14 protein-coding genes are annotated in these 20470 nt (G+C 72.2%); 5 read left to right on the forward strand and 9 right to left on the reverse strand.

The window, feature by feature from the left end; translation table 11 throughout:
• Positions 1–55 precede the first annotated feature (55 nt).
• Positions 56–2311, reverse strand: coding sequence for an MMPL family transporter (locus tag ACFWIS_RS22830; protein ID WP_380456634.1), 2256 nt, complete (start codon positions 2309–2311; stop codon positions 56–58).
• 141 nt (positions 2312–2452) lie between these two features.
• Here ACFWIS_RS22830 and ACFWIS_RS22835 point away from each other — a divergent pair, with 141 nt between their 5' ends.
• Positions 2453–3127: a TetR/AcrR family transcriptional regulator gene (locus ACFWIS_RS22835; protein WP_380456632.1), complete on the forward strand. Its 675-nt coding sequence runs from the start codon at positions 2453–2455 to the stop codon at positions 3125–3127.
• Between the two features lie 109 nt (positions 3128–3236).
• Here the strand turns inward: ACFWIS_RS22835 and ACFWIS_RS22840 are convergent, their stop codons facing one another.
• The 4 genes from ACFWIS_RS22840 to ACFWIS_RS22855 form a co-directional block, all read right to left on the reverse strand.
• A complete protein-coding gene (locus tag ACFWIS_RS22840) occupies positions 3237–4988 on the reverse strand; it encodes a beta-galactosidase (RefSeq protein ID WP_380456630.1) in 1752 nt (583 codons plus the stop codon).
• Positions 4989–5096: 108 nt separating this feature from the next.
• Positions 5097–6437 carry an ABC transporter substrate-binding protein gene (locus tag ACFWIS_RS22845; protein WP_380456628.1) on the reverse strand — a complete coding sequence of 447 codons (1341 nt, stop codon included), beginning with the start codon at positions 6435–6437 and terminating at the stop codon, positions 5097–5099.
• 55 nt (positions 6438–6492) lie between these two features.
• Positions 6493–7422, reverse strand: a complete 930-nt coding sequence (locus tag ACFWIS_RS22850; protein WP_380456626.1) for a carbohydrate ABC transporter permease — start codon at positions 7420–7422, stop codon at positions 6493–6495.
• A gap of 3 nt (positions 7423–7425) precedes the next feature.
• Positions 7426–8346: a carbohydrate ABC transporter permease gene (locus ACFWIS_RS22855; protein ID WP_380456705.1), complete on the reverse strand. Its 921-nt coding sequence runs from the start codon at positions 8344–8346 to the stop codon at positions 7426–7428.
• A 316-nt stretch (positions 8347–8662) separates the two neighbouring features.
• Here ACFWIS_RS22855 and ACFWIS_RS22860 point away from each other — a divergent pair, with 316 nt between their 5' ends.
• From ACFWIS_RS22860 to ACFWIS_RS22875, 4 genes are all read left to right on the forward strand, one after another.
• Entirely contained in the window at positions 8663–9649 is a 987-nt protein-coding gene (locus ACFWIS_RS22860) for a LacI family DNA-binding transcriptional regulator (protein WP_380456624.1), read from the forward strand.
• Positions 9650–9979: 330 nt separating this feature from the next.
• A complete protein-coding gene (locus ACFWIS_RS22865) occupies positions 9980–10210 on the forward strand; it encodes a hypothetical protein (protein WP_380456622.1) in 231 nt (76 codons plus the stop codon).
• Between the two features lie 12 nt (positions 10211–10222).
• Entirely contained in the window at positions 10223–11356 is a 1134-nt protein-coding gene (locus ACFWIS_RS22870) for an SPFH domain-containing protein (RefSeq protein ID WP_380456620.1), read from the forward strand.
• A gap of 458 nt (positions 11357–11814) precedes the next feature.
• Entirely contained in the window at positions 11815–14409 is a 2595-nt protein-coding gene (locus tag ACFWIS_RS22875) for a SpoIIE family protein phosphatase (RefSeq protein WP_380456703.1), read from the forward strand.
• A 183-nt stretch (positions 14410–14592) separates the two neighbouring features.
• On the opposite strand, the gene ACFWIS_RS22880 is transcribed toward ACFWIS_RS22875, so the two are convergent.
• Genes ACFWIS_RS22880 through ACFWIS_RS22895 form a run of 4 tightly spaced genes read right to left on the reverse strand, consistent with a single transcriptional unit; the run spans position 14593 to position 20186 of the window.
• Entirely contained in the window at positions 14593–15759 is a 1167-nt protein-coding gene (locus ACFWIS_RS22880; protein ID WP_380456618.1) for an alpha-hydroxy-acid oxidizing protein, read from the reverse strand.
• A gap of 5 nt (positions 15760–15764) precedes the next feature.
• Positions 15765–17987 carry an HAD-IIB family hydrolase gene (locus ACFWIS_RS22885; protein WP_380456616.1) on the reverse strand — a complete coding sequence of 741 codons (2223 nt, stop codon included), beginning with the start codon at positions 17985–17987 and terminating at the stop codon, positions 15765–15767.
• A 40-nt stretch (positions 17988–18027) separates the two neighbouring features.
• Positions 18028–19008: a carbohydrate kinase family protein gene (locus ACFWIS_RS22890; protein ID WP_380456614.1), complete on the reverse strand. Its 981-nt coding sequence runs from the start codon at positions 19006–19008 to the stop codon at positions 18028–18030.
• Positions 19009–19058: 50 nt separating this feature from the next.
• Positions 19059–20186 carry an NADH:flavin oxidoreductase gene (locus ACFWIS_RS22895; protein ID WP_380456612.1) on the reverse strand — a complete coding sequence of 376 codons (1128 nt, stop codon included), beginning with the start codon at positions 20184–20186 and terminating at the stop codon, positions 19059–19061.
• Between the last annotated feature and the right edge of the window lie 284 nt (positions 20187–20470).

Genomic DNA, 20470 nt, shown 5'->3' on the forward strand with positions numbered 1-20470 from the left:
GCCCACTCGCCCGGTGTGGCTCCGGCACGGGATCGCCCGCGGTCCGCTGTTGTGACTAGCCGACCACCGCCGGGGAGCGGGGCGCCTCGGCGGCGGCCTCCGGCTGGTAGAACTCGGTGTGTCCCTCGACGTGGAGGTGGGGCAGGCGGCGGTCCAGCCAGGTGGGCAGCCACCAGTTGCCGCGGCCGAGCAGGTGCATCACGGCGGGTACCAGCAGCAGTCGGACCAGCGTGGCATCGATCAGGATGGCCGACCCCATGCCGACGCCGATGACCTTGATCGGCAGGTCGGGCGACGGGACGAAGGCCGCGAACACGGCGACCATGATGGCCGCCGCCGCGGTGATCACCCGCGCGGTGCCCGCCAGTCCGCTGACGATGGACTCCGCGTTGTCGTCGGTGCGCAGCCAGGCCTCACGCATCCGGCTCACCAGGAAGACCTCGTAGTCCATCGAGAGGCCGAACAGGACGGCGAAGGTCAGCACCGGGACGAAGGCCGGCAGCGGGGTGGGGCTGTCGATGCCGATCAGTCGGCCGGCGGTGCCGCCTTCGAGGACGAGGGCGACCACGCCGTACGCGGCGCCGACGGAGAGCAGGTTCATCACAGCGGCCTTGAGGGCGACGGCGAGGCTGCGGAAGGCCACCAGGAGCAGGAGCATCGACACCGTGACCACGCCGCCGACCAGCAGTGGGATGCGGCCGGCGATGTTGTCGGTGCTGTCGATCGCGCTGGCGGTCGCCCCGCCGACGTGCACCCGGACGCCGGGGCCGACCGCGGCCGGGATGACGTGATCGCGGAGGTCGCGGACCAGGGTCTTGGTGGCGCTGGACTGCGGACCGCTGTCCGGGACGACGGTGAGCAGCAGCGAGCGGCCGTCGGAGCCGGGCACCGGAGGGGTCACGGCCGTGACGCCGGGCACCGCCTTCAGCGCGGTGGGCAGCGAGGTCGTCGCGTCGGCGGGGGTGCCCGGCGCCAACTCGGCGACCAGGACCAGCGGTCCGTTGCTGCCCGGTCCGAAGCCGGCGGCCACCGCGTCGTACGCCAGTCGGTTCGAGCGCCCGGCGGGGTCGTTGCCCGCGTCGGGGAAGCCGAAGCGCACGCCGAGGAACGGTGCCGCGAGCGCCAACAGGACGACGACCCCGGTGACGGCACCGACGACGCGGTGGCGCTCGACGAGCCTGCTCCAGCGCAGCCAGCCGGCGCTCACCGGGTTCTCGCCCTGGGCGGTGCGGCGGTGGGGCAGGGGCAGCCGGAGGCGCTCGATGTGTCGGCCGAGGTAGCCGAGCAGGGCGGGGAAGAGAGTGGCGGACGCGGCGATCACGACGAACACGGAGAGGATCGCCGAGACCGCAGCGCCGCGCATGAACGACAGGCCCATCGCGAACAGCCCGAGCATGCTGACCACCACGGTCATTCCGGCGACTACGACCGCGCGGCCCGCGGTGTCCAGTGCGGCGACCGTGGCGGCCTCGGGTTCGAGCCCCTCGGCGCGCCACTCGCGGAACCGGGTGACCAGCAGCAGCGCGTAGTCGATGCCGACGCCGATGCCCAGCATCGCGGCGAGCGCGGTCGACCAGTCCGGGACCGGCATGATCGCGGCGAGGACCGGCAGCAGGGCGCTGCTGACCGCGAGCCCGCCGAGCGCGGTGAGCAGCGGCAGGCCGGCGGCCACGACCGAGCCGAAGGTGATCGCCAGAATCACGGCGGCGGCCGCGATGCCGATGCCCTCCGAGCCGATCGCGCCCTGCTCGGCCTGCTGGACCGTCATGCCGCCCAGGTGGACGCGCACGCCGCCGTGGACGGGGCGGGCGAGGTCGAGCAGCCGCTGGGTGTCCGCCTTCGGCATGTCGGGGGCGACGGCGACGTCCAGGTGGATCTGCCCGAGGGCGGTGCGGCCGTCGGCCGCCACCTTGCCGCGCGGGCCGTACGGGTCGTCGATGCCGCTGACGTGCGGCACCTCGGCCATCCGGGCGAGCAGGTCCCTGACCCGGTCGCGGGCGGCGGCGTCGGTCACGCTGCCGTCGGAGGTCAGCACCAGGCTGATCGATTCACCACCCAGCCCGGGAAAGTCCCGTGCCAGCAGCTGCTGGGCCTGCTTGGAGTCCGAGCCGGGTGCGCTGTAGTCGGCGCTGTACTTTGCGCCGAGGCCGGCCGAGAGGCCGAAGGCCGCGCCGGCGGCGAGCAGCCAGAGCAGCACCGTGCGGCCCCGGTTCCGGAAGCTCCAACCGGCTATTCGGCCGAGCGGGCCGGGCCTGTGCGGCCCGCTCTCCCCGGCGGCCGTCCGCCGATCCTCGCGCGGTCCCTGGGACATGTGGTCCTCCGTACGTCGTCAGGGGCCCGTCCCCCCGGCAAAGCGTTACGCTTCATAACGCTCCTTATGAAGCGTAACGTTTCCCTCGACGGGTACGGATTGTCAACGCGGTGACGGGCGCACCGAGCCGATGGAGATGCGATGACGGGTGGGTCGACCGACGAGGGCAGGGGGCGGAGTCGCCGTGAGCGGCTGCGCGCCGACACCGTGGAGGAGATCAAGCACGCGGCCCTGGGCCTGATCGTCGAGCGCGGCGCCGCGAACCTCCGCTTCACCGACATCGCCCGCAGCATGGGGATGACCCCGCCCGCGCTGTACCGCTACTTCGCCGACCGGGACGAGCTGCTCACCGCCCTGGTCGCCGACTCGTACGACAGCCTGTCGGACGCGTTGACGGCGACCCGCGAGACCGTGCCGCCGGACGACCTGGACGGACGCTTCGTGGCCACCTGCACCGGCTACCGCACCTGGGCGCAGCGGAATCCGGAGCGCTTCGCCCTCATCTTCGGCTCCCCCGTGCCCGGGTACGCGGCCCCACCGGACGGACCGACCGTGGTGGCCGGCCGGCGGGCGATGGAGCACATGGTCGAACTCGTCGCCGACACGGCCGAACGCGGCCGGCTCGGCAGTCCCCTGGTGCCGGACGCGGCGGAAGCCCTGATGCTGGCCTGGGCCACCGTGCACGGCTTCGTCACCCTTGAGGCGCACGGCCACTTCCACGCGCTCGACCAGGACGCGCGGGACCGCCTCTTCGCGGTCCAGGCGGGCGTCGCCGCCCGCACCGCGGGCCTGTCGCCGGCCGCGGACCAGTGGTGATCAAGGTCCGCGCAGCAGACGGCCGTGGCTCGGGCGGCGAGGACGGTCCCCTGGACGCAACCGCCGCCCGCCGCCCGGCGGCACCTCGCCCGTCCGGCGGGTGCCCCGGTCACTCCTCGGTGGGGCCGAGGTCGGGTAGCCCACACAGGTCGACGGTGGGGGTGAGGTGGGCCGCGTGCAGTTCCAGCACGGTGATCTCGTTCGGCCCCGGGCGCAGGACGGGGCCGGGCAGGTAGAGCGAGCGCTGTGGGCCGCGGGACCAGAACCGGCCGAGGTGGAAGCCGTTGACCCAGACGTTGCCCTTGGTCCAGCCGGGGAGGTGGACGAAGGTGTCGGCCGGTGTGTCGACGTCGAAGGTGCCGCGGTGGAAGGCCGGGCCGATTGCGGGCTCGGCGCCGCCGGTGAAGGCGAGGCCGGTGAGCGAGGTGAGGGGGAGCGGTCGGCTGGTCCAGCCCGTGAGTTCGGTGCCGCTGAGGCGGACCTTTCCGAGGAGTCCCTTGCGGTCGTGGATGCCCGGTCCGTAGTTGACCCGGCCCTGGTTCTCCACGAGCAGGCGCAGGACGGCGCCCGTGCGGGGGGCGGTGAGCGCGATGGCGTGCTCATGGTTCTCGCGTTCCAGGACGCCCACGGGCTGGCCGTCGATGAAGACCTGGGCCCGGTCGCGTACGTGCTCGATCTCCAGCAGCGCGGGGCCCGCGGCGGGCAGGACGGCCTCGTAGAGGACGAAGCCGAAGTCCTGGCCGAGCTGTTCCATGGTGAGCGGCCGCTCGGAGGCCACCGGGGTGCCCAGGAAGGGCAGGTTGTCGAACAGCGGAGCGCTTTCGGTCAGGGCGATGCCTGGTGCGGCGAGCTTCGTGCCGCGTCCGGGTGTCGGATCGGTGGGCACGGGCGCGTACTTGGCGATGACCTCTCGGAACGCCTCGTACTTCTCGGTGGGGTCGCCGCTCTCGTCGAGGGGGGCGTCGTAGTCGTAGGAGGTGACGGTGGGGCGGTAGGTGTGCTTGTCGTTGGCGCCGTTGGTGAAGCCGAAGCTGGTGCCGCCGTGGAACATGTACAGGTTGACCGAGGCGCCAGTCGCCAGGAGGTCGTCCAACTCCCGTGCGGCATCGGCGGCTTCGCGGACCACGTGACGGCCGCCCCAGCGGTCGAACCAGCCGTTCCAGAACTCGCTGCACATCAGCGGACCGGTGGGCTGGTGGGCGCGCAGAACGGCGAGACCGCGTCGGGCGTCGCTGCCGAAGTTGGCGGTGGCGAGCGCGCCGGGGAGTGCGCCGCGCTCCAGGTCGGCCGGCTGGTCGCAGGTGAAGAGGGGGACGTCGACACCGAGGCGGCGCAGGAGGCGGGCGAGGTGGGGGACGTGGTCGGCGTCCCCGGCGTGGGCGCCGTACTCGTTCTCCACCTGCACCGCCAGGACGGGGCCGCCGCGAGTGGCCAGCCGGTCCAGCAGCCGGGGGAGCAGGTGGGTGAGGTAACTCTCCACGGCGGTGAGGTACTTCGGGTCCTGGCTGCGCAGCCGGATGCCGGGCTCGGCCAGCAGCCACGAGGGCAGGCCGCCGCCCTCCCACTCGGCGCAGATGTAGGGCCCGGGGCGTAGCAGGACGTGGAGTCCCTCTGCGGCGGCGAGGTCGAGGAAGGCCGGAAGGTCGAGCTCCGCATCGAGGCGGAACGCGTCCGGCCGTGGCTGGTGGAGGTTCCACGGGACGTAGGTCTCGACCGTGTTGAGTCCCATCAGGCGGGCCTTGTGCAGGCGGTCGGCCCAGTGGTCGGGGTGGATGCGGAAGTAGTGCAGGCCGCCGGAGATGATCCGGAACGGCTCGCCGTCGAGCGTGAAGTCGTCGCCTTCGATCTGAAGGACGGGCATGGTGCGGGGTGCTCCTAAGTCGAGGGGCCCGGCGGCACGGGCGGACACGCGAGTCGGTCGGGAGGGGGGACTCGTCATCGGGGGGTGCCGCCGGGTGGCCGGGGGCGGTTACTTGCCGGTGCTGAAGCCCTGGTCGTTGCCGTACTTGAGGGAGGCGTCCTGCCAGGCCTTCAGGCCGGAGCCCAGCGTGGTGGAGGAGACATAGGCCTTGCCGACGGTGTCGTTGAAGATCGAGTTGGCGTAGACCTGGTACGGGAGGTACTGCCAGCCGGTCACGACGTTCTTGGCCGAGTCGGAGAAGATCTTGTTGGCCTGCTGGCCGCCGAAGTAGGGAAAGGCGGTCTCGAGGAAGGCCTGCGAGCCGAGGTCGGCCGTGGTGGCGGGGAAGGCGCCGCCCTTGATGCGGTCCTGTACGCCGTCGCCGGCGTTGGCGAACTTCAGGAAGGCGTAGGCGAGGTCCTGGTTGGGGCTGGACTTCATGATCGCGAGTGAGCTGCCGCCGTTCTCGGAGCTGGCCGTCTGGCCCGCCTGCCACTGCGGAAGCGGGGCGACGCGCCAGTCGCCGGAGGCCGAGGGGGCGCCGGAGGAGAGGTTGGCGGGCATCCAGGCGCCGATGGCGAGGGTGGCGATGGTGCCGTCGCCGAGACCCTTGTACCACTGGTCGCTCCAGGAGGTGACGGGCGCGACGAGGTGGTTCGAGAGCAGCTTCTGCCAGGTGTCGGCGAACTTCGCGCTGCCCTGGTCGGTGAAGTCCACGGAGACCTTGGTGCCGTTCACCTTGAAGGGGTGGCCGCCGGCCTGCCAGATCATGCTGGTGGTGAAACCGGCGTCGCCCGCGTCGTTGGTGATGTAGGCGTTGGGGTTGGCGGCGTGCAGCTTCTGGGCATCGTCGATGTACTCGTCCCAGGTGGTGGGCACCTTGAGCTGGTACTGGTCGAAGACCTTCTTGTTGTAGAAGAGCGCCATCGGCCCGGAGTCCATCGGCAGTGCGTACACCCCGCCGTTGATGCCCACGGAGCTCCACGGCCCGGGCGAGTACTGCTTGGCGAGGTCGGACGCCCCGTACTTGGAGAGGTCCTGCAGGGACTTGCCGAGCGCGAACTGCCCCAGCGCGTAGTACTCGATCTGCGCGACGTCAGGGGCGCCGTTGCCGGCCTGGACCGCGTTCTGCAGGGCGGTGTACTGCTTGTTGTTCGTCCCCGCGTTCACCAGGTTGACGTGGACCTTGGGGTACTTGGCCTCGAAGTCGGTGACGACCTGCTTGAGGGTGGGTTCCCACGCCCACACGGTGATCGTGCCGCCCTTGTCGAGAGCCGCGTCGAGGCTCGCGGCGGACACCGGGCCGGAATCGGAGCCGGAGGTCGAGCTGCTGCAGGACGTGACGGCGAGTGCGGTGGCGCACACCAGGCCGAGGCCGCGCAGAGCGTAGGGAACTGAGGTGGTTCTCATCTCGGTCACTCCGGTATCGAGGTGGGTGGGAACGATGGAGCGTGAGGCGGGAAGGTCACTCCTTGACGCTTCCCGCGGCAAGGCCGGACTGCCAGTAGCGCTGCAGCAGGAGGAACGCCGCGATCAGGGGGAGGACGGTGAGCACGGAGCCGGTGATCACCAGGTTGAACACGGGTTGCCCGCCGGCGGTGGCGGCCTGGTCGTTCCAGGCGTTGAGGCCGAGCGTGAGCGGGTACCAGTTCGGATCCTTGATCATGATCAGCGGAAGGAAGTAGTTGTTCCAGGTCGTGACCACGGTGAACAGCAGCACGGTGACGATGCCCGGCGCGAGCAGCGGGAGGCTGATCCGGAAGAACGTGCGCAGCTCGCCCGATCCGTCGACGCGCGCCGCCTCCAGCAGCTCGGTGGGAACCGCCTCGGAGGCGAACACCCACATGAGATAGAGCCCGAACGGCGAGATCAACGAGGGGATGATGACGGCCCATGGGGTGTTGGTCAGCCCCATCTTGCTGAACATCAGGAAGGTGGGCACGGCCAGGGCGGTCGTGGGCACCGCCACCGCGCCGATGACGACGGCGAACACGGTCCGCTTGCCGCGGAAGTCGAACTTCGCCAGGCCGTAGCCGCCGAGCACCGCAAGGAACGTGGCGCCGCCGGCGCCGAGTGCCACGTAGAGCAGGGTGTTGAGCAGCCAGCGGCCGAAGATGCCGTCGTTGTAGGTGAGCGTCTCCCGTATGTTGTCCCACAGGGCGAAGCGGCCGCTGAACCAGACGCCCGGGGATCCCAGCAGGTCCTTCTGGGTCTTCGTCGCGCTGATCACCAGCCAGGCCAGCGGCACCAGGGTGTAGAGCACCAGCAGGCTCGCGAGGAGGGTGACCGATGCGCTGCGGCGGGGCCGGTCGACCGAGTGGACTCGCCGGCGTGTCCGCGCAGTGGCGCGGGAGCGCGTGCGGGGCCGGGTCGGGGTGTCCGTTGCGGTGGGCATCGGTCACACCTCCTTTCGCATGCCGCGCAGCTGGAAGGCGTAGGCGATGATCATGGTGATGACACCCATGATGATCGCCACGGTGGCGGCGTAGTTCTGCTGTTGGCCCGAGAAGGACAGCGTGTAGGTGTAGTAGTTCGGCGTGTAGTACGTCGTGATCGCATTGGGCGCCGGGTTCTTGAGGATGGCGGGCTCGTTGAACAGCTGGAAGCTGCCGATGATCGAGAAGATGGTCGCGATGACCAGGGCGCCGCGGATGGCGGGGAGCTTGATCGCCGTGATGACCCGCCACTGCCCGGCACCGTCGATCTCGGCCGCCTCGTAGAGGGAGTGCGGGACTACTCGCAGCGCCGAGTAGAAGATGAGCATGTTGTAGCCCACGAACTCCCAGGTCACGATGTTGCCGATGCCCGCGAGCACGAGGCTCGGTGACAGCGGGTCGGGCAGCGAGACGCCGAGGGCACGGTTGATGTCCCCGAGCAGGCCGAAGCGCGATCCGTAGAGGAACTCCCACATCAGCGTGGCGACGACCGCCGGTACCGCGTAGGGGAGGAAGACGGTGATGCGGAAGAAGCTCCTTCCGTACAGCCGTCCGCTGTCCAGCGCCAGCGCGGCCAGCAGCGCGATCCCGAGCATGATGGGGACCTGGACGGACAGGAAGAGCGCCACCCGCCCGAAGCCGGACCAGAACTTGGCGTCCTGGAAGGCCTGTCGATAGTGCTCGAGGCCCACGAAGGAGTTGCCGCCGATCAGGCGGTCCTGGAACAGGCTGAGGTAGATCGAGTAGCCGATGGGTGCCAGGAAGACCAGAGCGAAAACGGCCAGGAACGGCCCGGTGAAGCCCCAGCCGGCCAGGCCGCGGCGGCTCCGCCTGCGCGATGGGGCTCCGCGACCCGTTGCCCCGGGTGGTGAGGTGATCGTCATGACCGTCCCGTGGTTCATGGTGGTGATCGACTGCCTCGCCGGCCATGCCCCAGACAGGCATGCGACCTGGCAGTAGCCGGATGTTTACGTAAACACCGCCGGGCTGCGAGGCTGGATGTTTACGTAAACAATGGATTACCGTGATGCTGACACCGCCGCACGGCGACCGTCAAGAGGTCACCTCGGGTCCGCTTTTCAGCGCCGGCGGCGCAGGCACGAACGACAGCGGGAGAAGGAAGTGGTGGGCACGGCAAGGACGGTGGAGGCAGCTGGGGACGTCGCGAGAAGCGAGCGCAAGCGGAAGCGGGGCGCGTCCATGGCCGACGTGGCACGGCTGGCCGGCGTGTCCTCGCAGACCGTCTCCCGGGTCTCGAACGGCAGCCCGGGCGTGGTGGAGGACACGCGTCAGCGGGTTCTGGCCGCCATGAAGGAACTCGGCTACCGGCCCAACAGCGCGGCACGCGCCCTGAAGGCCGGAGAATTCCGCACTCTCGGTGTCATCCTGTTCACCCTCTCGACGACGGGCAACGTCCGGACACTCGAGGCGATCACCGAATCCGCCGCGAAGGAGGGCTACGCGATCACTCTGATGCCCGTCCTCCCGACCCGCACCGGTGTGCGCGGGGCGTTCGACAGGCTGGGCGAGCTCGCCGTGGACGGCATCATCGTGATCATGGAGGTCCACCTCCTGGACAGCGCCACCGTCCAGCTGCCGCCGCACATCAAGGTGGTGGTCGCCGACTCCGACGCGGGCGACCGCTACAGCGTTGTCGACACCGACCAGAGCGAGGGTGCGCGGATGGCCGTCCAGCACCTGGTCGATCTCGGCCACGACACCGTCTGGCACCTCGCCGGGCCGGAAGGCTCCTTCGCCGCCCAGCGCCGCACGGACGCCTGGCGGGGTGTCCTGGAGAACGCCGGCCGTCCCGTACCGCCCGTCGTGCAGGGCGACTGGTCCGCCGACTCCGGCTACCGAGCCGGCCTGCTGCTCGCCGACGAGTCCGACTGCACCGCCGTGTTCGTCGCCAACGACCAGATGGCCCTGGGCCTGTTGCGCGCGCTCCACGAGCGCGGCAAGCGCGTTCCGGAGGACGTCAGCGTCGTCGGCTTCGACGACATCGCCGAGGCCTCCTCCTTCATCCCCCCGCTGACCACCATCCACCAGGACTTCGACGAGGTCGGTCGCCGGTGCGTCGAAGGCGTACTGCACCAGATCCGGAACCAGACCGCGGAACAGGGCACCACCCTCGTCCCCACCCGGATGGTCGTGAGGGCCAGCACCGCTGCCCCGCCGCACCACTGACGGGAGTGCCCGACCAATGGACCTGCCGCCGCGGATCCGGCCGCCCCGTCATCGGTGGCAGTGCCGCGCGACGCTCACTGGATGAGGACGCGGTGGCGGAGCAGAGGGAGCGGCGGCGCAGGTCCGGGCGGCCGAAGGACCCGCGCGGCGCTGCTTCCGCCAGCACGGTTCGACGCGCCCCCGCACGTCCCTCCTACGGTGCGAGTGCCGCGTGGCATCCCGGAACGCGGGCTGCTCCGGTACGGTGACGTCGTCGTGTGCCTGTGCGCTGCCGTTGCCGGTAGCTCCCAGGGTGTTTGTGCGACATTCGACAGAAGAGTGGGGGCGCCGATGCTGTCAGACCAGGCCGTGATCGGTTGTCCGGGGGTGCTGGTGATCGGCACCCGGGGAGCCGCCGGTCCCGGTGAGGTGCTGGTGAAGATCAGGGGCGGTTCGGAGACGTTCCTCGCCTGGTCGGAGGAGCCCCTGCCGGAGGGGACGGCCGTCCTGGTGATCGAATCACGCGGCAGTCGCCAGGTCGACGTCATCGAGTGGACCGACCCTACCGACGAGACTCTCTGAGGAGAAACCAGGATGTTCGGCTATCGCGTCCCCGCCCCCGACCAGGCGATGCTGATCTCCGGTGGGAGGCGGGGCCTTTCGGGCGCGCCGTTCCGCGTGGTGACCGGGCACGGAAAGTTCGTCCTGCCGGTCTTCCGCAAGGTCCGCTTCCTGACTCTCGCGATGTGCGAGGCGGAGGTCGCCGAGACCTGCGTCACCAAGCAGGGCATCGCGCTGACGGTACGGGCGGTGATCGCCTTCAAGGTCGGCAACGACGGCGAGAGCATCGTCAACGCAGGCCAGCGCTTCCTCTCGGACCAGGAGCAGATGTCCGTGCTGACCGGCCGGATCTTCGCCGGGCACCTGCGGGCGATCATCGGCTCGATGACGGTCGAGGAGATCGTCACCGAGCGGCAGAAGCTCGCCACTGAGGTCCTGGACACCTCGAAGGCCGAGATGGCGAAGATCGGACTGATCGTGGACTCGCTGCAGATCCAGTCGATCGATGACGGGGACACCGGCTACATCGCCGCGATGTCGGCCCCGCACCGGGCCGCCATCCAGCGGCAGGCCCAGATCGCCCAGGCGCAGGCCGCCCAGGCCGCGGCGGAGGCCGAGCAGCAGTCCGCCCGGCAACAGGCCGAGTACGCCCGGCAGACGGCGGTGGTGAGGGCGCAGTACAGCGCCGAGGTGGACCGCGCCCAGGCCGAGGCCGCTCAGGCCGGCCCGCTGGCGCAGGCGCACGCGCAGCGGGAGGTGCTGGCGGCGCAGACCGAGCTGGCCCAGCGCGCGGCGGAGCTGCGCCAGCAGCAACTGGTCGCCGAGATCGTGAAGCCGGCTGAGGCGGAGGCCGAGAGGATCCGGGTCGTGGCGCTGGCGGAGGCGGAGCGGATGAAGATCCAGGCCGAGGCAGCGGCCTCGCACGGCCGGGTGGCGCTGGACCGGATGCTGATCGATCAGTTGCCGCAGATCGTCAAGGAGGCGGCGGGCGGGCTCGCGGGCGCCAACGTCAACGTGCTCAATGGCACCGACGGCTTGGGCGAGATCGCCGCGGGCCTGGTCAGCCAAGGCCTGACGATCCTGGACTCGGTCCGTCAAGGTCTGGGCTCGCAGCAGGGCAGCGCTGACCGGAACGGCGAGCGGGCCGGGCTCGAGCCAGGCCGGTAGGCGGAGGTTTCCGGCCGCGCCGAACAACCCCATGGTGGTGTCGGCCTCGGGGAAGTAGCGCTCGGTCTCGCCGGTGGGGGTGAAGCCGAAGCGGGTGATCGCGCGCAGGGTGTCGGTGTTCTCCCCGCCTGGTGACCCTGGAAGTCCTCGCGGACACCTGGCACGCGATGCCCGTCCCGACCGGGACCCGGCCTCGCTTGACCCCGGTCGGAGGGGCCGCCCCGGGTGAGACGGGCCCGGTGTCCACGGGGCGCCCCGGCGGGCCGGCCCGTGGCCGGGTCCGTTCCGGGCACGAGCGGGACCATGGGTGTATGGCGAAGGAAGCGAGTCCCTCCCCCCGGGCCGCCGGCCGAGCGGGTGGCCGCCGGGGGCGGGAGCAGCCGCGTCCGGCCCCGCGGGGTTCGTCCGCGCGGCGGTGGCTGCGGTCGGTGACGGGCGTCCGCAGCCTGGCCGGTCAGATGTTCGTCCTGCAGGTGCTGATCGTGCTGGTGCTCGTGGTGGTGGCGGTCGGCGCGTTGCTGGTCGAGTCCCGTGGCGACCGGTTCGCGGCGGCGCGCGACCGCTCGCTCGCCGCGGCCGAGGCGTTCGCCCACGGCCCCGGCCTGGTGGCGGCGATGCAGGGCCCCGATCCCAGCGCGGTCCTCCAACCGTTGACCGAAGCGGCCCGCAAGGCCGCCCAGGTCGACTTCATCGTGGTGACCGACCGGAACGGCATCCGCTTCACCCACCCCGAGCCGGAGCAGATCGGCAAGAAGTTCGTCGGCACGATCGGACCTTCGCTGCAGGGCCGGGTCACCGTCGAGCAGGTGCACGGCCCGCTCGGCCAGGAGTACCAGGTGGTGGTCCCGGTGGAGGACGCCCGGGGCGCGGTCGTGGGCATCGTCTCCTCCGGGATGAAGGTCGCCAATGTGAGCAGCGCGATCAACCGGCAGCTGCCCCTCGTCCTGGGCGCCGGTGTCGTCGCGCTCGGCCTGGCCACGACCGGAACGGCACTGGTGGGCAGGCGTCTCCTGCGGCAGACCCACGGTCTCGGGCCGGAGGAGATGACCCGGATGTACGAGCACCACGACGCGGTGCTGCACGCGGTGCGCGAAGGGGTGGTCATCGTCGGCGGCGACGGCCGGGTCCTGCTCGCCAACGACGAGGCGCGCCGACTGCTCGACCTGCCCGCCGACGCGGAGGGGCGCGCCGTGGCCGGCCTCGGCCTCGCGCCCCGTACGACCGGACTGCTGACCTCCGGCGGCGCCGTCACCGACGAGGTGATCCCGGTCGGCGACCTGCTGCTGGCCGTCAACCACCGCCCCACCGGCAGTGGGGGAGGCCCGCCCGGGAGCGTCACCACCCTGCGCGACTCCACCGAGCTGCTCGCCCTCGCGGGGAAGGCCGAGGTCGCCCGCAGTCGGCTGAGGCTGCTGTACGCCGCGAGCGTGGGCATCGGGACCACCCTGGACGTCCGGCGCACCGCGGAGGAGCTCGCCCGGATGGCCACCCTGGAGTTCTGCGACTACGCCACCGTCGACCTCGCCGAAGAGGTCCTGCGCGGCGACGAACCGACGGCACTGACGGTCGGGGCCCCGGTGGTGCTGCGGCGGGTGGCCGTCACCGGCGTCCGGGACGATTCGCCGCTGTACCCCCAGGGGGAGCTGGTCACCTGGGCCGGGAGCACCCCGCAGGCGGCGGGCTTCGTCAGCGGGCGCTCCGCGCTGGTCCCCGAACTGGCCGTCGACGCCGGGTGGCGCAGGCAGGACGCCGAGCGCACCCAGGCGGTGCTGGAGTTCGGCCTGGCGTCGCTGATCGCCGTTCCGCTGACGGCGCGGGGTGTGTTGATGGGCGTCGCCTGTTTCTGGCGCGGCCGGGACACCAGCCCGTTCGAGGAGGACGACCTGTCCCTGGCCGAGGAGCTCGCCGCCCGGGCCGCCGTCTCCGTCGACAACGCCCGCCGCTTCACCCGCGAGCACACGATGGCCGTCACCCTGCAGCACAGCCTGCTGCCGCGCGGGCTGCCCGAGCAGAGCGCCCTCGAAGTCGACTACCGCTACCTGCCCGCCCAAGCCGGGGTCGGCGGCGACTGGTTCGACGTCATCCCGCTGTCCGGAACCCGGGTCGCGCTGGTCGTCGGCGACGTGGTCGGCCACGGCCTGCACGCGGCGGCGACCATGGGGCGGCTGCGCACCGCGGTCCAGAACTTCGCCGCCCTGGACCTGCCGCCGGACGAGCTCCTCGGACACCTGGACGAGTTGGTCGCCCACATCGACCAGGAGACGGCCACGGCCGAGGGGCAGCTCTCGATCACCGGAGCGACCTGCCTCTACGCCGTCTACGACCCCACCACCGCCGGCTGCGTGCTGGCCCGGGCCGGTCATCCACCGCCCGCGGTCGTCCACCCGGACGGCACGGTGGAGCTCCTCGGCCTCCCCGCCGGCCTGCCCCTCGGCCTGGGCGGGATGCCCTTCGAAGCCACGGAGGTGCGGCTGCCGCCGGGCAGCAGCCTGGTCCTCTACACCGACGGCCTCATCGAGGACCGCACCCGCGACATCGGCGTCGGCCTGGACGTCCTCAGCGCCACCCTGGCCCGCCCCGGCCGGTCGCCGCAGGAGGTCTGCGACGCCGTGCTGGAGGCCCTGCTGCCCGCCCGGCAGACCGACGACATCGCCCTCCTCGTCGCCCGTACCCGCGTGCTGGAGCCCGACCGGATCGCCGAGTGGGCGGTGGACTCGACTCCCGAGGCCGTGTCCCGGGTCCGCGCCGACGCCACCCGGCAGCTCACCGAGTGGGGCCTGGACGAGGCCGGCTTCGTCACCGAGCTGGTGCTCAGCGAGCTGGTGACCAATGCCATCCGCTACGCGAGCGGACCGATCAGGGTGCGCCTGCTGTACGACCGCAGCCTGATCTGCGAGGTCTCCGACACCGGCAGCACCGCCCCGCACCTGCGGTACGCGGCCGCGGAGGACGAGGGAGGCCGCGGGCTGTTCCTCGTCGCCCGGCTCGCCGAACGCTGGGGCGTCCGCTACACACCCGAGGGCAAGATCATCTGGGCCGAGCAGCGCCTGTAGCCGGTGAAGGCCGCTCCCGGGTCCGGTCCGCGGAAACCTGATGCCCGCACCTCCGATCCCCGGAAGCCCGAAGCCCGAAGCCCGAAGCCCGAAGCCCGAAGCCCGAAGCCCGAAGCCCGAAGCCCGAAGCCGGAAGCCGGAAGCCGGAAGTCCGACGCCGGAAGTCCGACGCCGGAGTCCCGTTCAGATGCGGCGCAGGGCGTCGGGGGTGCGGAGGGCGGCGAGGGTGGGGTAGCCGTCGACGGCCATGAGGAGGTCGGCTTCGGCGAGCAGGGAGCGCAGGACGTGGGTGATGCCGTCGGTGCCGCCGAGTGCCAGGCCGTAGGCGTAGGGGCGGCCGATGCCGACGGCGGTGGCGCCGAGGGCGAGGGCCTTGACGATGTCGGCGCCGGAGCGGATGCCGGAGTCGAAGAGGACGGGCAGGCCGTCGGCGGCCTCGACGACGGCGGGCAGGGCGTCCAGGGCGGGGAGGCCGCCGTTGGCCTGGCGGCCGCCGTGGTTGGAGCAGTAGATGCCGTCGACGCCGCCGTCCTTGGCGCGGCGGGCGTCCTCGGGATGGCAGATGCCCTTGAGGATGATCGGCAGGTCGGTGAGGGAGCGCAGCCAGGGGAGGTCGTCCCAGGTGAGCGGGTTGCCGACGATCCGCACCCACTCCTGGACGGCCGCGCCCCGGTCCTCCTCCGGTGGCTTGGCGAGGCGGGCGCGGAAGACCGGGTCGGAGGTGTAGTTCGCCAGGCAGTGGCCGCGCAGTTGGGGGAGGTTGGAGGCGGCGAGGTCGCGCGGGCGCCAGCCGGTGACCCAGGTGTCCAGGGTGATCACGATGCCCTTGAACCCGGCGGCCTCGGCGCGGTGGACCAGGCTCTCGGCGAGGGCGCGGTCGGTGAGGGTGTAGAGCTGGAAGAAGCCGGGGGTGTCGCCGAACTCGGCGGCGACCTGCTCCATCGGGTCGACGGTCAGGGTGGACGCGATCATCGGCACGCCGGTGCGGGCGGCCGCGCGGGCGGTGGCGAGGTCGCCGTGGCCGTCCTGCGCGCACAGGCCGATCACCCCGACCGGGGCCATGAACAGCGGTGCGGGCAGGGTCTGGCCGAACAGGTTCACGGACAGGTCGCGCTGCTTGGCGCCGACCATCATCCGCGGCACCAGGCCGTACCGTTCGAAGGCGGTGACGTTCGCCCGCTGGGTGGATTCGTCCCCGGCCCCGCCCGCCACGTAGGAGAGCAGCGACGGCGGCAGCGCCGACTGGGCCCGTGCCTCCAGGGCCGCGAAGGTCATCGGCATCGTCGGCAGCACGCCGCCGAGCCCGTTGAGGTAGATCTCGTTCTGGTAGTCGCCGAACTGCCGGGTCATCCTTCTCAACCTCTCGGGTCGTGCGGCTGTGGTGGGGTGTCGGTGCCGCGGATGGCGCGGAGGATTCCGTGGGCCCAGTCGGTGGGGCGGTCGTGGCCGAGGAGGTGGGACAGGCGGGCCATCCGGCTGCGGCGCTCGGCGGGGGTGAGGTCGAGGGCCCGGCCCAGGACGGTGGTGAGGTCCTCGGGGGAGCGGGGGTCGGTGAGCAGGGCGGCCTCGCCGAGTTGGGTCGCGGCGCCGGTGTGGCGGGAGAGGACGAGGACTCCGGGGTCGGCAGGGGCGTCGCTGTGGGGGAGGGCGGTCCGGGCGGCGATGAACTCCTTGGCGGTGAGGTTCATCCCGTCCTGGAGGGAGGTGATCCACAGGACGTCGGCGGTGAGGTACTCGTCGATGACCTCGGTGTTGGAGAGTCGGCGCGGCAGGTAGTCGATCGGCTGCCAATGTCTGTGGCGCCAGCGGGTGTTGGTCTCGTCGATGCGGCGTTCGAGGTGGTGGCGGGTGGTGTCGTAGGCGGTGATGCCGGGCTCGGGCGGTGGGCAGACGAGCCGGAAGGTGAGCCGGCCGCGCAGTTCCGGTCGGCGGGCGAGCAGGCGGTCGACGGCGTCGACCTTCTGGACCGGGGCCTTGGCGTAGTCGAGGCGTTCGACCGAGAGCACCACCCGGTCGGTGGGTGGGCGGCGGTGCGCCGCGCGCCGGCGGGCGAGCCGCTCGACGGCCGGCCGGTCGATGCCGAGCGGGTGGACGGTGGTGCGGGGCCGGTCGACCCCGAGTGGGTGCGCGGTGGTGCGCGGCCGGTGGGGCGGGCCGGTCAGGGCCCGGCGGAAGTGCGCGGCGAACTGCTCGGTGTGGAAGCCGGCCCAGTCGAGGCGGGTCAGTGAGGCGCGCAGTTCGGCGGCGACCGGGAGGGTGGCGAAGGTCTCCGGGGCGGGGAACGGGGTGTGGTGGAAGAGCCCGGACCGCAGGTCGGGGCGGATCCGGCGCAGCAGGCCGGGGACGAGCCACAGGTTGTAGTCGTGCAGCCAGACGGTGGCGCCGGGGGCGGCCTGGGCGGCGATGTGACGGGCGAAGCGGGCGTTGACGGTGCGGTAGTCGGTCCAGGAGCGTTCGTCGAAGACCGCCCGCTCGGGTTCGGACATCAGGACCGGCCAGAGGGTTTCCTTGCAGGCGCGGTGGAAGTAGCCGTTCCAGGTGGCCTGGTCGACGGGCACGGCGGCCAGTGGCGGCACGGAGACGGGGTGCGGGAGCGGGGCCCACCGGTCGCGGCCGGTGAGGGCGGTGACCCAGACACCGGAGAGGTCGTCGGTGAAGGCGCTGGTCAGGGTGGGCAGGATGCCGTTGGGGCTGCCCGGCGGCTGCCAGCTCTCGCCGTTCCAGTGCAGCGGCGGGCGGTGGTAGGCCACCACGAGCGAGTGCGGGCCGGCGGGCCGTTCGGGAGCGGGCCGGGGGGCGGGGGCCGGCGCGGAGCCCGTGGGGCCCGTGGACCCCGTTGAGCCCGCAGGGCCCGTGGACCCCGTGGAGGCCCAGCCTAGGTTGCGGAGCGCGGCGTGGATGCCCCCCGCACCGGGCCGGTCGGGGCGCTGGACGCGCCGGTCCCCGTCGAGGGCGGCGAGCAGGGCGGGTTCGGCTCCGCCGACGACCACCGCGTGGGTGCCGGTGCGGAACAGCGAGAGGTCGTTGAGGGAGTCGCCGGCGACCAGGATCTCGTCGGGCCGCCAGCCGAGCTTCCCGGCCAGGGCCCGCAGGGCGTTGCCCTTGGAGGCCGCCGGCGGCAGGACGTCGAAGTAGCGGCCCGCGGAGTACTCCCAGGCGCAGCCGAGGGCTTCGACGGCGGCGGTGAGGTCCTCGGTGAGGCCCTCCGGCGGGAGGTGGTAGGAGCACCGGCCGTCCTGGCGGACGTCCTGCTGGTAGGCGAGTCGGGGGAAGCGGCGCAGAGCTTCGCGGACCCGGTCGGCGCCCGGCCAGCCGGCTCGCAGCTGCTCCTGGACCGGGTGGACGGTGGTGAGGTCGGTGCCGTCGACGACGGTGGCGCCGACGTCGGCGATGATCCACCGGGGGCGGGGGACGAGTGGGTCGCGGAGGAGCGCACGGATCGAGGCCAGTCCGCGTCCGGTGGCGAAGACCGTGGTCACCTCGGGGTGGTGGGCCAGGGCGTCCCGTAGTCGCCGACGGTCGTCCCGGGTGCCGCCGAGCAGGGTGCCATCCAGATCGGTGACCAGAATCCTCGACATCCGACGGACGCTAACACGATCACGGCGGGTAGTGAAGTGTTCACCTCAGGCTGATATCGGTTACGGCCGGGCCGAGTTGACGGTCAGTCCGGCCCTCCGGCCGGCCCGCCAGTCGGTGGTCCAGCTCCGGCTCGTGCAGGGCCGCGCTGGAGCCGGGGCCGGTGGTCGCCGCCGCGCCGCAGAGCGAGGCGGCGGCGAGGCAGTCGGGCAGGCTCCAGCCACCGAGCAGCCCGTGCACCAGACCGGCGTTGAAGCAGTCGCCCGCCGCCGTCGGGTCGATGGCGTCCACCCCGGGGACGCTCTCGGCGTCATGGCGCTCGCCGCCCCGGACGGCCGTGGCACCCTGCGCGCCGCGGGTGACCACCAGGGTGGGCACCAGGCGGCCGAGCGCCGAGATCGCCTCGTCCGGCTCCTCCGCGCCGGTGAGGCGCAGGGCCTCGCCGGCGTTCGGGGTGAAGACGTCGACCAGCGCCAGGACTTCGCGGACGGCCGGATCGTCGAGGGTCGCGGGCGTGTCGTGGCAGTCCATCACCACCAGCGTGCCCAGCTGCCGCGCCACCCGGCAGGCCGCCACCATCTCTTCGTCGTAGCGCAGTTGGGGAATCATCAGGACACGCGGGCGGAACCGCCGGAGCAGCGGGGCCAGCGGCTCCGGGTCGATCGGGTCCTGGAAGCTGACCATCGCCCGGTCGCCCTCGGACGACAGGGCGACGGTCAGGCTCCGCACCGGGAACGGATGCCGGCGGAAGGCCGCCTCGTCCAGCCCCTCCTGCCCGGCGCAGGACAGCACATGGGCGCTGAACGGGTCCGTACCGAAGTCCGCGCTCCACACCACCCGCCGCCCGAGCCGGTGCAGCGCCATTGCCAGGGTGTAGGCGCCGCCCGGCACCAGGCCGAAGCCGTCGGCGAAGACCTCGGTGCCCGGTCGCACGGGCCGCGGCAGGCCGTGGAACACCAGGTCGGTGAAGTACGGCCCGGCCACCAGGACTTCGTACGGCGCCAAGGCCCCGTTCGTCTCCATTCGGCGAGCATACGGGCCGGGCCCGGGCGGGGGTCCATGCCCGTCGAGGGTCAGCTCAGGGTGCGGATCGCGGCGGCGTCGTAGGGGCGCAGCTCGGCGAAGCGGTCGGACAGGACCTTGGCCGCCCACTCCGGGTCCTGGAGCAGCGCGCGGCCGACGGCGACCAGGTCGAACTCGTCGCGCTCCAGGCGGTCCAGCAGGTTGTCGATGCCCTTGAGCGGCGAGCCCTCGCCCGCGAAGGCCTGCAGGAAGTCGCCGTCCAGGCCGATCGAGCCGACGGTGATGGCAGGGCGGCCGGTGAGCTTCTTGGTCCAGCCGGCCAGGTTGAGGTCCGAGCCGTCGAACTCCGGCACCCAGTAGCGACGGGTCGAGGCGTGGAAGGCGTCGACACCGGCCTCGGCGAGCGGGGTGAGGATCGCCTCCAGCTCCTGCGGGGTCTCGGCGAGGCGGGCGTCGTAGTTCCCCGACTTCCACTGCGAGTAGCGGAAGATCACCGGGAACGCCGGGGAGACGGCGGCGCGCACCGCGGCGACGAGCTCGGCGGTGAACTTCGTCCGGGCGACCGGGTCGCCGCCGTAGGCGTCGGTGCGGCGGTTGGTGCCGGCCCACAGGAACTGGTCGAGCAGGTAGCCGTGGGCGCCGTGCAGCTCGACGCCGTCGAAGCCGATCCGCTCGGCGGCCGCCGCGGCCTCGGCGAACGCGCCGATGACGGCGTCGAGGTCGGCCCGGGTCATCGCCCGGCCCGTCCCCTCGGTGCCGTCCAGCCGGATGCCGGACGGGCCGACGGCGGGGGCGTCGGCGAACGGCGGGTCGCCCTGCTTGCGCACCATGCCGATGTGCCAGAGCTGCGGCACGATGGTGCCGCCCGCCGCGTGGACGGCCTCGGCGACCTCGGCCCACCCGGCGAGCTGCTCCTCGCCGTGGAACCGCGGGATGGTGTCGCTCTGGCCGGCGGACTCGTGGCCGACGTACGTCCCCTCGGTGACGATCAGACCGACGCCCGCGGCGGCGCGACGGGCGTAGTAGGAGCGGACGTCCTCGCCGGGCACGCCACCCGGGGAGAAGCTGCGCGTCATCGGCGCCATCGCGATGCGGTTGGGCACGGTCAGCCCGTTGATCGTGACGGGCCTGGACAGGATCTCGGCCGCGCGGTTGGGGGCGGGCTCGGTGACGGTCATGCGGATTCCTCGCGGGTAGCGGTGGTGTGCGCCGGGGAGGCGGAAGCGGTTGCCCGTGCCAACCACCTCGGCGGCCCCCGCATTTCGCCGGGCGGGCGGAACCCGCTGTGATCCACGCCACTACGTGCCGCCAACGCACCACGACGCGCCACTGCCTGTCGCTGCGCATCGCTGCGCATCGCTGCGCATCACGACGTGGGAACCGACAGCCGACAGCCGACGAGCGACTGAGGGGTACCTGGGGCGCCGCCGACCACCGTTCGGTGGCCGACGGCGCCGGTGGG

This window comes from Kitasatospora sp. NPDC127060 (assembly GCF_042724935.1).
Taxonomy (GTDB): domain Bacteria; phylum Actinomycetota; class Actinomycetes; order Streptomycetales; family Streptomycetaceae; genus Kitasatospora.